At 71.7% G+C, this 14,158-nt stretch carries 10 protein-coding genes; 2 read left to right on the top strand and 8 right to left on the bottom strand.

Annotated features, from left to right (window positions below; translation table 11 throughout):
* Positions 1 to 2 precede the first annotated feature (2 nt).
* Positions 3 to 2,720, bottom strand: a complete 2,718-nt coding sequence (locus BM349_RS13145; protein ID WP_091707391.1) for an FtsX-like permease family protein — start codon at positions 2,718 to 2,720, stop codon at positions 3 to 5.
* Entirely contained in the window at positions 2,717 to 5,089 is a 2,373-nt protein-coding gene (locus BM349_RS13140; RefSeq protein ID WP_091707390.1) for an FtsX-like permease family protein, read from the bottom strand. The genes BM349_RS13145 and BM349_RS13140 overlap by 4 nt, the downstream gene beginning before the upstream one ends.
* 125 nt (positions 5,090 to 5,214) lie before the next feature.
* Between BM349_RS13140 and BM349_RS13135 the strand changes: the two genes are divergently transcribed.
* Positions 5,215 to 5,784: an HhH-GPD-type base excision DNA repair protein gene (locus tag BM349_RS13135; protein ID WP_091707389.1), complete on the top strand. Its 570-nt coding sequence runs from the start codon at positions 5,215 to 5,217 to the stop codon at positions 5,782 to 5,784.
* Between the two features lie 3 nt (positions 5,785 to 5,787).
* Here the strand turns inward: BM349_RS13135 and BM349_RS13130 are convergent, their stop codons facing one another.
* Entirely contained in the window at positions 5,788 to 6,573 is a 786-nt protein-coding gene (locus BM349_RS13130) for an SDR family NAD(P)-dependent oxidoreductase (RefSeq protein ID WP_091707388.1), read from the bottom strand.
* Between the two features lie 61 nt (positions 6,574 to 6,634).
* Between BM349_RS13130 and BM349_RS13125 the strand changes: the two genes are divergently transcribed.
* Positions 6,635 to 7,225: a TetR/AcrR family transcriptional regulator gene (locus BM349_RS13125; RefSeq protein WP_091707387.1), complete on the top strand. Its 591-nt coding sequence runs from the start codon at positions 6,635 to 6,637 to the stop codon at positions 7,223 to 7,225.
* A gap of 125 nt (positions 7,226 to 7,350) precedes the next feature.
* Here BM349_RS13125 and BM349_RS13120 read toward each other — a convergent pair whose 3' ends face one another.
* The 5 genes from BM349_RS13120 to BM349_RS13100 form a co-directional block, all read right to left on the bottom strand.
* Positions 7,351 to 8,736, bottom strand: a complete 1,386-nt coding sequence (locus tag BM349_RS13120; protein WP_091707386.1) for a glycine--tRNA ligase — start codon at positions 8,734 to 8,736, stop codon at positions 7,351 to 7,353.
* A gap of 112 nt (positions 8,737 to 8,848) precedes the next feature.
* The gene (locus BM349_RS13115; protein ID WP_091707385.1) at positions 8,849 to 9,877 is read right to left on the bottom strand and encodes a hypothetical protein; all 1,029 of its coding nucleotides are present in this window, start codon (positions 9,875 to 9,877) and stop codon (positions 8,849 to 8,851) included.
* Positions 9,878 to 9,893: 16 nt separating this feature from the next.
* Entirely contained in the window at positions 9,894 to 11,768 is a 1,875-nt protein-coding gene (locus tag BM349_RS13110) for a vWA domain-containing protein (RefSeq protein ID WP_254773894.1), read from the bottom strand.
* A 120-nt stretch (positions 11,769 to 11,888) separates the two neighbouring features.
* On the bottom strand, positions 11,889 to 13,223 hold the full coding sequence (locus BM349_RS13105; protein WP_091707383.1) for an alpha-hydroxy-acid oxidizing protein: 1,335 nt from the start codon (positions 13,221 to 13,223) through the stop codon (positions 11,889 to 11,891).
* 24 nt (positions 13,224 to 13,247) lie between these two features.
* Positions 13,248 to 14,096, bottom strand: coding sequence for a putative periplasmic lipoprotein (locus BM349_RS13100; protein WP_091707382.1), 849 nt, complete (start codon positions 14,094 to 14,096; stop codon positions 13,248 to 13,250).
* Positions 14,097 to 14,158: the final 62 nt, after the last annotated feature.

Below are 14,158 nucleotides of genomic sequence, written 5' to 3'. Positions count from 1 at the left end.
TCCTATCCTTCCTCCACGGTGCGCAGCGCGCTCGCGGCGCGCACGCGCCGTGAAACGAGCAGGGCGATCGCGGTCAGCAGCACCGCGAGCAGGACGAATCCGCCCAGGGTGAGCGCGAGGGTCGCGGCATCCACCCGGTAGCCGGGCTGGATCGTCGAACCGGTGAACGAGCGCAGGTCGACTCCCGCGAGCACGACCAGGGGCACCAGCGCGCCGAAGACGGTTCCGGCGATCACGGCCGCGATCGCCGGCGGCCCGACCTCCCACAGCGCGAGCGAGGTGCCGATGCGGGGGCGCGCACCGAGGGTGCGCAGCAGTGCGAGCACCCGCGCCCTCGGCCCGGCGGCGAGGGTGAGCGTCATCACGATCGCGAGCGCACTCAGCAGCGCCGCGACCGCCGTCGCGGCCAGCAGGGCGTACCGCACCCCCTGGACGGCGGGGCCGGATTCGATGCCGGCCCGGATCTCGTCGGGTGTGTCGACGCGGATGCCGGAGCCGAGCAGGGTCCGCAGCGATGCCTCCACATCGGGGGCCGCCGCGGTTCCGTCGAGGCTCAGCAGGAGGGTGCGGTCGGACGGATCGCGGCCGAGGACGTCCTCGGCGTAGGACGAGTCGATCGCCACCCAGTTCTCGCGGCTCCCGATCGGACTCGGACCGGTCGAGACGCCCGCGACCCGCGCGTCGACGGCGTTGACACGGATCTCATCGGAGCCGTCGATGAACTCGGCGGTCGCTGCGGCGACCGCGATCGGCATCGGACCGTCGGTCGGCTCGAGCGAGGCGCCCGGCGGCAGCATCCCCGGTCCGTCGCCCTGGACGGCACGCAGGTCGGCGGCATCGACGACGAAGACCGAGGTGGCGCGCTTCACGCCGTTCACGTCCAGCGACGCGTTCTCGGCGCCCGAGATCCCGGTCGCGGCGGCGACGCCGTCGATGGCGCGCACCTGGTCGAGCTGCTCGAGCGTGAACGATCCTCCTGTGACGCGCATGTCCGCGCCGATCTGAGCCTGGGCCGCCTCGGCGACACCGCCCTGCAGCGCGGAGAGCAGGACTCCGGACGACACGGCGACCGAGACGCCGACGACGAGGGCCAGCACCGGGGTGAGGCCGATCGAGGGCTCCCGCAGCGCCCGCGCCGAACCGAGGAAGTCGGTGATGCCGGCGGATCTGCGCGCACGCGTGAAGATCCAGCGCAGGGGAATCGGGTACACGCGCAGGGTCACCAGGCAGGCGACGAGCGCGAGCAGCAGCGGGGTCGCCGCCCTCAGCGGGTCGATCCCGCCCACGCCGTAGCCGCGCAGGAACAGCAGGGCGACGGCGGCGGCCGCCAGCACGAGCACGACGCCCTCCGTGATCGCACGCGATCGGGATCCGCGGCGCCCGAGGTCGGCCCGCGCCTGCCGCTCCGCCGCCGACGGCGCGAACACGGCGAGGATGACCGGCGGAGCCAGGCCGATGATGAGCGCGGGGACGACGGAGACGACCCCGATCGACGAGCCGAACAGCAGCATCCCGCCGACGGCCGCGATCGCCGCGCCCAGGACGGCCGGCACGATCCCGACGAAGACGCCCTCCAGCCCCAGCATCCCGCGCAGCTGCCCGGTCGACGAGCCGCGCGCCGACAGGAGGCGGAGGCTCGGTCTCCGCCGCTCGAGGATGAGCCGGCAGCCGAGGATGAGCACGGCCGCGGCGACGCCGACCGGACCGGCGATCACCATCGCGATCACTCCCGCGGTCGCTGCCTCCTGGGCGAGCGCGAGTTCGATCGTCGCGGTCACGTCGGCGCTGAAGCGGATGCTCAGGATCCCGATGCCGCCCGCCGAGGTTCCCACCGGCTGCGACACGGCCGTGAACTTGCGAAGGGCCGCGGCAGTCTCGGCAGCCGAGTCCGCATCGATCCGCGCGGTGTCGAGCGGGTACCAGACCAGGGTCGACTGCGTGCCCAGGAGCGCAGACGCGTACGGCAGCGATGCCGCGTTCGCGTAGGCGGTGCCGGTGACCTTCCTGGGGGCGTTGCCGTCGTCGAAGATGTTCGGCTCGAGCACCGACGGCACGTGCTGCCAGTAGCCGTCCGCCGGATCGATCGCGTCGAAGGTGCCGGTCAGGACCATGTCGGCAGGGAAGTCGGGGATGCCGATCGTGCGCGACTCGCCGATCGGCCACGCCATCTGCTCAGCGGATGCCGCCGACATCACGACCTCGATGCGCACGCCGGTCTCCGCACCCGAGTCGTCCTGCACGGGCGTCGCCGGCTCCGGCATCCGTCCGTCGACGAGCTGCACCTGGCGGTCGACGTCGGGATCGAACGCGAGGCTCAGCGCGAGGGTGCGCGGATCCTCGGCGACGACGTTGTCCTTGTCGAGCGCGACCGTCCGCGCCGGCGCGAGGAGCTCCTCGAGGGCGGGCTCGGCCGATGCGCGCACCGCTTCGACCGCCTCGACGAACCCACCCCACACCTCCTGGGTGGCTGGCGGGAGGTCGGCGTCACCCGGTCCGATCTGCGGGAAGCCGGCCGTGGCCGACTCGACGTCGCGATCGAGGGCGCCCAACGAGGCGAGCCGGTCGCGCAGCGCCGCATCGGCCAGCACGCCGAGCGCGATCGGGGCAGCGGTCGCCAGGAGCGAGAGCACCAGCACGAGCGCAGCGACCGTGAGGCCGCCGCCCGACCGGGAGCGGAGGTGGTGGGCCACCAGCGCGGGAGTCGTCACACGGCGGGTCATCGCGCGTCCTCCCCCACCGTCGAATCGCCGGCCGCCCGGCGCACACTTGCCGCGGCGGCGACGACGATCGCAGCGAGGCCGATCACGAGAAAGCCGATGGCCACGACCGGGCCCGGCCAGGCGAATGTGACCGGAGTGCCGAGGGGAAGGATGCCGGGGGTGACCGCGCGGACGAGTTCGGGCACCAGCAGCCACGCGACCAGCAGGCCCGCCAGCGCGCCCAGCGCGACGGATGAACCCAGCACGCCGGCAAGCTCGGCGGCGCGCATCCGAGCCTGCGCCGCCGGCGCGACGCCGAGGGCGCGCAGGACGCCGAGTTCGCGCCGACGGGCGAGGGCGAGGGTCTGCACGATCGCGAACGCCGCGATGAGCGAGAGCACTGCCGAGCCCGCCGTCGCGATCCACCACCCCGGAACGAGCGCCCCGACGATCGTCGCGGTGACGCCGGGCGACGACGTCTCGACCGGCCGATCGTCGAGGGCCGCGCTGAGCGCCGCGTCGGCCGACGGATCGCCCGACGCCCACAGGGAGGCGGGCGGAACGATGGATGTTCCCCGCTGCAGCATCGACACCTGGAGGACCTCGAGCGGTGCGAACACGGCCAGCGCCGTCGCGGCGCCGGGGATCGCCGGCACGATGTCGGCGACCGCGAACTCGCCGCGACGGCCGGTGCCGGCGTAGCGGAACTCGAACGCATCGCCGACTTCGAGCCCGAGCCGGGTCGCGAGGGCGGAGCCGATGACCGCGCGGACCGCGGCGGGCTCGGCGGCTTCGGGATCGGCATCCGCGAGCCACGCCACCTGTTCACGGGCGTTCTCGTCGAGGGCGACCTCGCCGTCGAGCGGGAGGGGGTCGCCGCCGATCGCCTCGGCCGCGACGATGCCGACCAGCACGCTCGCGGTCGCGAAATTTGCGGGGATGGATGCCGTGACCGCCAGCAGCCGCCACGGCGCGGTCCCGGCGGGAAGGCCCGCTTCCCCGGTGAGCGTCGCCGTCCCGTCGTCCTGCTCGACGACCGGACCTTCGAGCCGGAGCTGGGCCGCCGCTCCAGTCGCGTCGAGCACGGTCGCGACGATCACCACCGAGCTCGCCGCATTCGCACGAGTCGCGTCGATCGATGCCGTGATGCGCAGTCCCGTCGCGTCCGCTCCGAGGGCGAGCGGCTCCGATGCGACGCTGCCGTCAGCGGGCTGCACAGCCGCGCTGAGCGCGTCGAGGTCGACGATCCCGCCCGCCGAGGAGACGACCGTGCCGATCGCGGCCGTCGGCACCGAGACCAGCTGTGCATCCGTGCTGCCGATCTCGACCGGCACGACCAGCGCGGGGGCGGCGGCATCCACTCCCTCGATCGCCGCCGCGTCGGCGATGATCGCGGGCGTCGCCTCAGCGGGCTCGAGGTCGACACGCAGATCTGCGCCGACGCGGAGTGCGGCGGAGTCGGTGGCCATCGCGGTCCAGGTCGAGCTGTAGGCGGAGGCGAACACCGCTTGCGCGACGGTGAGGCCGACCAGCAGCACTGCGACCGCGTACACGGGCAGGCGGCGCGCCACCTGCCGGGCCGGATACGCCGGCACGAACGGGGGGCGGGCGGCGGCCCCAATCGCCCACGCTGCCGATGCCGCGCCGAAGACCGCGAGGACCACGAGCGCGCCGGCCAGGAGGACGACCGTCGGCGCGAGGGCGGCGATCGGATCGAACCCGGTCGGCCGGGCGAGCCGGAGCTGCCAGAGCACGAACGCCGCCGCGAGCAGAACGATCACCACGCCGGCGGCCGTGGTCGCGCGGGCTCCCCGCGGCCGCGTCTCAGCACGCGGTCGCGCCGCGACCACCAGGACGATCGCCAGAACGAGGGCGGTCACCGCCGCCACCCACCACAGCGAAACGAGCGTGAGCGGCCACTGCGGTGCCCCGGTGACGGCGAGCACGATCGCCGCGAGCGCGAGTCCGCCGATCGCGCCGACGGATGACGCCGCGGCCGACTCCACCGCGTTCGCCACGGTCGCCTGCCGACGCGACAGACCGCGAGCGCGCACGTTCGCCGTCTCCTGCTCCCGCGCAGCCGCGAGCAGGCGGCCGAGCAGGGCGGCCGCGGTCCCGGCGAGGATCACGACCAGGAGAATGAGCGCGGGCGCAGCCGAGACGAGGGCGATCACCCCATCGGCGACCTGCGCGGCCACCTCGTCCTCGGGGACTCCTGGAGGCGCCGCATCCCCCGCCCTGCCGACCTCCGCCGTCAGCCAGGCGAGCAGGGCGACCACCGTTGCGACCGCGACCGACACCGTGGCCGTCGCGCTCGCCAGCAGGCCGCGGCGGGCGCTCGCGCGGGCACGCAGCAGGCGTGCCGTCGACAGCGCGCGAGCGTGGGCCATGTGATCGTCCTCCGTGGGTCTTCGGGCGAGAGCGCTCGCATCGCGCTCCCTTCAACCTAATCGACGCCTTGGTCGAAGGCCTCGGCACCTGGCCGCGCCGCCCCGGGCGGTGCGAGACTGGCCGCATGACGCTCAACATCACGGGTGACGATGCCGCCGACCGACTGCTGACCGACGACCCGCTCGCCCTGCTGATCGGAATGCTGCTGGATCAGCAGGTCGCGATGGAGACCGCGTTCTCCGGTCCGCTGAAGATCCAAGAGCGAGTGGGGGCTGTGGATGCCGCGACGCTGGCCGCGTACGACCCGGACGCACTCGTCGAGGTGTTCAAGCGGACGCCGGCCGTGCACCGCTTCCCGGGATCGATGGCGGCTCGCGTGCAGTCGCTGTGCGCGGCGATCGAGCAGGACTGGGGAGGGGATGCCGCCGCCATCTGGACGCAGGGCGACCCGGACGGCGCGACCGTGCTGAAGCGCCTGAAGGCGCTGCCCGGATTCGGAGAGCAGAAGGCGCGGATCTTCCTCGCGCTGCTCGGCAAGCAGTACGGCTACACGGGCGCGGGATGGCGCGAGGCTGCCGGCGGGTACGGCGAGGAGGGGTCGTTCCGCTCGGTCGCCGACATCGTGTCGCCGGAGTCGCTCACCCGGGTGCGCGAGCACAAGCGCGCGATGAAGGCCGCGGCGAAGGAGGCGTGAGCCTCAGGCGAGCACCCGACCGCTGATCGCGAGGGCCATGCGCCGCGGGATCAGACCGACGAGGGCGGCGCTGATCGCGTTCGCCCTCCCCGAGACGATGCTCGGGGGCGTGTCGTGCCGGTCCAGCTCGCGCAGCGCGAGGCGCACGACCTGCTCGGGCGTCTGGAAGCGTCCGACGGCGGCATCCGCAGTGCCGACGACATCGAAGAACTCGGTGCGCGTCGCGCCGGGGCTGAGGGCGAGCACGCCGAGCCCCGAATCCTTCGTCTCGTACGCGAGCGCCTCGGTGAAGCTCAGCACGAAGGCCTTGGTCGCTCCGTAGACGGCCATGTTCGGGCACGGCTGGTAGGCGCCGGTGCTTGCCACACTCACCAGCGCTCCGCGGCCGTCGGCGACGAGGTCGGGCAGGAACTCGCGCGTGATGGCGACGAGCGCCGAGACGTTGAGCTGGACCATCTCGCCGATGCGCGCGGCATCCGCTTCTGCGAAGCCGCCCTTCATGCCGAACCCTGCGTTGTTCACCAGCGTCTGGACGCGGATGCCGCGGGTGTCGAGTTCACGACGCAGCTCGGTGGCGGCATCCGGCCCGGCGAGGTCCATCGCGATCACAGTCGCGGTGATGGCGTACTCGCGCTCGAGACGTTCGGCGAGGGCGACCAGTCGATCCTCGCGCCGCGCGACGAGCACGACATCAGCGCCGCGGGCCGCGAACTGGGAGGCGAACTCCATGCCGAGTCCGGCGCTCGCGCCGGTGATGAGTGCGGTGGTGCCGCGATACGTCCTGGTCATGCATCTAATGTAGACAGTGACAGCATTGTTGTCAATGCCAACACTGCGCTAGCCTGAGCGGGTGACATCCGAGCGCGCATACCACCACGGCAATCTGCGCTCCGCACTGCTCGAGCGCGCGTGGGAGGTCGTCGATGCCGACGGCGCCGACTCGCTGTCGCTCCGACAGCTCGCCCGCGACGTCGGCGTCAGCCACGGCGCCTCGGCTCGCCACTTCCGCGACAAGCAGGCGCTCCTGGACGCGATCGCCATCGAGGGCTTCGTGCGTCTGAACAGCGCGCTTGCGGATGCCGCCGCCGAACCGGGCTCGTTCTCCGAGCGGTTCGGCTCGGCCGGGGGTGCGTATGTCGGCTTCGCGGTCGCCCACCCCGCGATCCTGAGCGTGATGTACACCGCGAAGCATCACCCCGATGCGTCCGCAGAGCTCGTCGGGCTGAGCCACGTCAGCATGGCGGCGCTGGTCGCTCTGGTCGAGACGGGCCAGGAGGCCGGCGAGATCCGGCCGGGATCAGCGGAGGAGCAGGCGCTCGTGGCCTTCGCCGCCGTGCACGGGGTTGCGACGCTCGCGACGGACGATCTGCTGAACGGCGTGCCGTGGCAGGATGCCGCGCACGCGACGATCTCGTTCGTGTGGCGCGGCCTGTCGGCCTGACTGCGAGCCGGTCTGACCCCCGGCTCTCCATCGCGAACCCACACTCCGCCCGCGAGCCCACACGGCCGATGGCCATTCTGCGTGTGGGTTCGCGCTGCGTATGTGGGTTCGCGGGAGTGCTGCCGCTACGCCCCGCGCAGGCGCTCTGCGAGGTGGGCGTGCAGGCGTTCGAGCGGGACGCGCTCCTGCGCCATCGTGTCGCGGTCGCGCACGGTGACGGCGCGATCCTCGAGCGAGTCGAAGTCGATCGTGACGCAGAACGGCGTGCCGATCTCGTCCTGGCGGCGGTAGCGGCGGCCGATCGCGCCGGCGTCGTCGAAGTCGACGTTCCACTCGCCGCGGAGGTCTTCTGCCACCTCGCGCGCGATCGGCGAGAGCTGCTCGTTGCGCGACAGCGGCAGCACCGCGACCTTCACCGGCGCGAGGCGGGGGTCCAGCTTGAGCACCGTGCGGGTGTCGGTGCCGCCCTTGGCGTTGGGCACCTCCTCCTCGCGGTAGGCGTCGACCAGGAACGCCATCATCGCGCGCGTCAGGCCGAACGACGGCTCGATCACATACGGGGTGTACCGCTCACCGCTGGCCTGATCGAAGTACGACAGGCTCTGGCCGGATGCCTCGGCATGGCTGGTCAGGTCGTAGTCGGTGCGGTTCGCGATGCCCATGAGCTCGCCCCACTGCTTGCCCGGGAAGCCGAACTCGTACTCGACATCGATCGTGCCTGCCGAGTAGTGCGCCCGGTCCTCCTTGGGGACGTCGTAGCGACGCATGTGGGCCGGGTCGACGCCGAGATCGACGAACCAGTTCCAGCACGCCTCGACCCAGTGCTCGAACCACTCCTGTGCATCGGCGGGAGGGACGAAGAACTCGATCTCCATCTGCTCGAACTCACGCGTGCGGAAGATGAAGTTGCCGGGCGTGATCTCGTTGCGGAACGCCTTGCCGACCTGGCCGACGCCGAACGGCGGCTTCTTGCGGGCGGCGGTGAGCACGTTCCCGAAGTTCACGAAGATGCCCTGCGCGGTCTCGGGGCGCAGGTAGTGCAGGCCGGACTCGTCGTCGACGACACCGAGGTAGGTCTTCATCAGACCCGAGAAGGCCTTCGGCTCGGTGTACTGGCCCTTGACCCCGCAGTTCGGACACGGCACGTCGGCGAGCCCGTTCTCGGCGGGGCGGCCCTTGCGTGCCTCGAAGTCCTCGATCAGGTTGTCGGCGCGGAACCGGCGGTGGCAGTTCAGGCACTCCACGAGCGGGTCGGTGAAGGTCGCGACGTGGCCCGACGCCTCCCAAACGCGCTTGGGCAGGATGATCGAGGAGTCCAGGCCCACCATGTCGCCGCGCCCGCGCACGAACGTCTGCCACCACTGGCGGCGGATGTTCTCCTTGAGCTCGGTGCCGAGTGGGCCGTAGTCCCACGCAGAGCGGGATCCGCCGTAGATCTCGCCCGCCTGGAAGACGAACCCGCGGTGGCGGGCGAGGGCGATGACTTTGTCGAGGCGGGACTGCTCGGCCACGGTGGCTCCAATGGTCGGGTGGGGGTGTGCGAAGTCGCGGATGCCGCACGCAGCGGCATCCGTCGATTCTAGCCGGGGACGGATGCCGCACCCGGGCGCTGCCGGTCGGCGTTCAGGCCGAGGGGAGCTCGCCGGCGCCGTCCGCCCGCCGGAACTCCCGGTCCCAGTCGCGCAGCTCCTTGCGGCGCCCGCTCAGGGTGTCGAGCGAGACCTGGAAGTGCAGGCCCCGGCGCGCGTTGACCTGCTTGATGTTGTCGACGAGCTGCTCGGAGACCGCATCGACGGCGTCGCGCACCTCGACTACGCGTTCGTCGGGGTCGTCCCACAGGTGCGGGTTGACCAGGATGTCGAGCAGATAGCGGCGGTCCAGCGCGGCGCTGAGCTTTCCGAGCTTGTCGCCGTACTCGATCTCGGCGAGCTGGAACTGGTCCTCGGCGCCCTTCTCGGCCAGTCGCGCGAACAGCTGCGCGGCGTTCGCGGTGATGGCGTCGATCTCGCGCGCGGTCTCGGCGGCGGTCTGATTGCCCGCGCCGCCCAGCGCGGCGTACTCGCCGCTCAGCGCGCGCAGCGCGTCCACCGGCCCCCGTACGCTGTCGGGGAGCTCCTGCCCGGTCTGGCTGCGACGCGTGCGGGCGCGCCGCGCACGGACGGCCGCGATCGCCGCGATGACACCTGCGACCACGACCGCGGCCGCGATCGCGAGTGCGATCACGACCCCGCCCGCGCCGCCCCCGGTTTCGGCGGGCGCCGGCGCCGACTCCTGCACGATCGTCTGCACGGTCTGCGAGAGCGACTCCTCGAGCGTGCCTCCCGCCGACTCGGCCTGATTGGCGATGCGCATCGCCTCGCCGGACTCGAGCACGCGCGACCCTGCGGACAGGTCGTCGCCGACCGCCACGATGATCGTGTCGAAGCCGGTGCGATCCGCGAGCTCGGAGACGATGTCGGGTCCGGACGCCTCGAGTGCCGCGTTGTCGGAGAACACCGCGATGCCGATCGACGCGTCGCCGACCTGGGCCTGCAGCTGATCGGCGAGCGCGGTCGAGCCGTCCACCTCGCGGGAGACGTAGACCGAGCCACTCGAGAGCGCGTCGACGGCGTCATCGACATACCCGGCCGACCCGGCGAGCTGGACGTGCATCCGCGGTCCCGTCGCCTCAGAAGTTGTTGATCACGGACGCGAACACGAGGTCGATCTTCGCCGCATCCGATGCATCGAACCACTGGCCGCCGGTCGCCTCGGCGATCCGCTGCAGGTCGGCGGTGTTGGCGCCCTCGCCGTATGCGATCGGGAAGATCCGCACCGGCGCATCGTCTCCTCCTTCTCGGGTCGCCTGCGAGATCTTGGCGATCAGCGAGTCGAGCGACATCGTCGAGTCGGTGTCCTGACCGTCCGAGAGGACGACGATCGCGTTGATGCGCCCGGGCTCGGCGCGCTCCTTCATGTCGTCGTACGCGATCGCGATCGCGTCGTACAGCGGCGTTCCCTCGCGGGTGGCGTAGCGGAGGTCATCGAGCGAGGAATCGAGCGACTCGCGATCGGATCCGAGCGGCTCGACGTTGCGCAGCACCGCGATGTTCTTGCCCGCCTCCGACTCGATGTCGGTGGTGAAGGCCCAGACGCCGACCTCGTCGGTCGAGCGGAAGTGCGTGAGCGTCGCCTGCGCCCCTTCGATCGCGCCGTCCAGCTTCGAGCGGCCGTCGCCGATCGGGTCGTCCATCGATCCGGAGATGTCGATCAGCTCCAGCACCGAGGAGGGCTTGCGGATCTGGGTCCACTGGTCGATCGCGGCCGAGACGACATCGACCGCCGGGCGGGGCAGCGTGACAGCGGGACCGGCAGGGTCTACGCCGTAATCCTCGGTGAACAGCTTGCCCAGGGCCACCGACTCGTCCAGCGGACGGAAGCCGAACTGGGGCAGGATCTGCTGCGCCGGCTCGGTCTGCAGGAACGCCGCGAACGCCGCGCCGGCCTCGGCCTGCACGGGTGTGACCCATTCGGCGCCCAGGACGGTGATGGGGTTGTCCGACCACATCGATCCGCCCTCGGGGTAGATCGCGACGAGCTTCTCCTTGGGCGGTGTCAGGGTCTCGCCCGGCTGCACGGTGTGCGAATCGGGGTTGCCCTGGTTGTAGTTCAGCAGCGAGGTCTCCTCCACGGCGACGGCCGAGACGTAGCCCGAGCCGGCGGCGCCGTTCTGCGTCTCGTCGTACAGGGTCGTCAGGACCTTGCCGGTCGTATCGCCGTAGTGGATGACGCATTCCTCGAAGACCCTCGAGAAGTCGCTCGCCGCCGCGACATCGTCGGCGGTGAGGTCGGAGGTCTTCCCCGACGCCTCGTACGACTGCATCAGGATCGCCGACAGCCCGGTCGTGGAGGTGTTGGGGTTGGTCTTGGAGATCTTGAACGATCCCCAGATGTCCTTGCCGACACTTCCCCAGCCGTCGGGATTCGAGCAGAGCTGCTCGAGATCGGTGATGCTGATCGGCGACTGCGGGTATCCCAGAGCCTTGGCCATGGCGGCGGGCATGCCGAAGACCACGGGCGTGCGGGTGAACGACTCGGGCTCGCCGACCAGTGCCGGGGATCCCGCCGCGGCGACGCGCTCGGTCCAGACGGTGGATGCCGGCGACCACAGCGTCGGCCACATCTCCTGGTTCTCGCTGGGCCAGACCTCGTCGCTCGCCGTCAGGAAGCGGGTCGCGTCGCCCGATGAGACGTTGATAGGGCGGACCGTCGCGCACGTGTCGAGCGCCTTCATCTCCGGCGAGTCCTTGAACGCCTTCGCGAGGGCGTCCAGCATGTTCACCTTCTCGGACGAGGTGGCCACGACGATGTGCGTGCAGCCGTCGTCGGCGAAATCCCCTCCGTCGCCGCCGTCCTCCGAGCCGCCGCCGAAGCACCCGCTGAGCGCGATCGCGGTGCTGAGGATCACCAGTCCGGCGAGCCCTGAGCGCAGGGAGGCTCGGCGGTACCGCGCCGACGAGGAACCTCGAGAATGAGCGACGACCCGCCCGGATCCGCCTGACATGCGCTCAGCCTACGTCCCGGCGGGGCCTCGCGTATGCACGTATTCCGGACGCATCGAGAAGGGGCACCATCGTGCCGGGCGCATCGGGCCGACAGGCGGGATCCGGTAGGCTGAGCGCGCTCAGACCTCCCGCAGCGCGTCCAGGCCCACGTCGGCGATCGCGGTGTGACCGGACAGGCCGAGGGTGATGTCGAGCTCGGCGAGCATGTTGCGCACGACCTCTCGGACGCCGACCTCGCCGGCGATGCCGAGCCCGTACGCGTAGGGCCGGCCGATCGCGGCAGCCGTCGCCCCGAGTGCCAGCGCGATGAACGCGTCGGCGCCGCCGCGGATGCCGGAGTCGAACACGACCGGGATGCGCCCCTGCACGCGCTCGACGACGCCTGGCAGCGCGTCCAGTGTCGGAACCGACTGGTCGATCTGACGACCGCCGTGGTTGGAGACCCACACCCCGTCCACTCCCTCATCGATCGCCCGCGCCGCGTCATCGGCGTGGACGATCCCCTTGAGGATGATCGGCAGGCCGGTCCATTCGCGGGCCTTCGCGAGGTGGTCCCATGTGAGTGCCGGCGTCGAGAACACGTCGAGGAACGTCTCGACCGCGGCGCGCGGAAGCGGTGAGCGCAGGCTCTCGCGCAGTCCCGCACCGGTCAGCGCCGAGCCCTTCCGCGCGATCTTCACCCCGGCAGCGATCGCCTTCGGGGTGATCCTGACCGCCGGAGCATCGGGAGCGGCATCCGTCGAGGTCGCCGATGCGCGCACGCGCTCGCGGACCAGCTGCTGGAAGACCGGATCGCTCGTGTACTGCGCGATGCCCATGCCGCGCGTGAACGGCAGGTACGCGAGGTCGAGATCGCGCGTGCGCCAGCCGAGCAGATGGGTGTCGAGGGTCACCACGATCGCCTCGCAGCCGGACGCCTCCGCCCGCCGCAGCAGGGAGGCGTTCAGCTCGTCCGAGGCCGACCAGTAGAGCTGGAAGAGCCGCGCACCCGATGGCGCCGCGGAGGCGACCTCCTCCATCGGGAACGATGCCTGATTGCTCAACGTGTAGGGGACGCCGAGGGATGCCGCCGCCCTGGCGACTGCGAGGTCGGCATCGTCGTGCGCCATCTCCATGACCCCGAGCGGGGCGAGCAGGAACGGGGTCGGCCGGCGGCGACCGAGGAACTCGATCGACAGGTCGCGGACGGAGACGTCGCGCAGCGGTCGCGGCCACACCTGCCGGCGCCCGAACGCCGCCCGATTGGCGGCGACGGTGCGCTCGGCGCCCGCGCCACCGGCGATGTACGCGAACGCCTCGGCGCTGAGCGCCCGGCGCGCGGCCGCCTCGAGCGCGTCGGAGTCGATCGGGACGGCGGGCTTGGTGCCGCTGATACCGGCCCGGTAGATCTCGGACTGGGTTCGGCGCGCGATGCCGCGCGCGGCCGCGGGATCCTGAGGAGCGACGGTGCTCATGCGCTCCACCCTACGGGCGCGCCGTCAGCCCGCGCCGAACCCGCACCAGTCTGAGACCCAGGTCAGGATGCTGCCGCGCATGTCTTCGGATGCGGCGAGCTCGATCTCTCCGGGCTCGCCGTCCAGTGCGACCTCGAGGGTGAAGATCGTTCCCCGCTTGTCCTCCTGGACCGCGTGCGGGTCGCATCGCAGCGGAACCAATGGCAGGTGGACTGTGGCGGTCTCGGTGTCGCCCCCTGCGACGGAGACGTCGATCGGGAACGTGTCGGCCGTGTCGCCCGGCGTCATTCCGAACGTCAGCAGATTCGTCGTCTGGATGCCGACGATCTCGACCGCCCCGTCGCCCGTCGGGGCGATCTCGAGCACCAGATCCGCCGGCTCGCCCGGAGGTGACGGCGTGAATGAGGCGAGGCTGACGGCCGCGGCATCCGCCACCGCGGCAGCGCGGCACTCCCGGTCGTGAAGCGGCGCCAGGAAGTCGAGCGGATCATCGATCGGGGCCTCGACCTGTGCCTCGGCTCCGGCATCCGCGAACGTGATGAGGACCGTGCTGTCCGCCTCGTCGGGCACGTCGCAGTCCATCGCGGGGAGCTGGATGCGGATGTCGACCGTGCCGCCCGCCCGCACGAGCGACTCCCGGTCCAGCACGCGGCCCGCCGGCTCGGCGAACCGCGGATCGGCCACGGACAGCGCGCCGATCGTGAGGTCGTCTCCGGTGTCGTTCTGGATCTGCACCTGCGCCTGCCGAGCGGCGACATCGGAGCGCAGCTGCACGAGCTGCACGGTCACGCCGTCCGGAAGCCCGGTCGATTCCGGGATCGGGTCGGCGGTCGGAGCGCAGCCGGCGAGCACGAGTGCCGTCGCCGCGGCCACGGCGAGGACGACTGCCCGGCCGGGTGCAGCGGGTCCTGATGCCGCTCGCTCGATCGGACGAG

Origin of the sequence: Microbacterium sp. cf046 (genome assembly GCF_900114345.1) — a bacterium.
In the GTDB taxonomy this organism is placed as follows: Bacteria; Actinomycetota; Actinomycetes; order Actinomycetales; family Microbacteriaceae; genus Microbacterium.
Note: the sequence above shows the minus strand (reverse complement) of the source record. Positions and strands in the feature narration are given on the sequence as shown.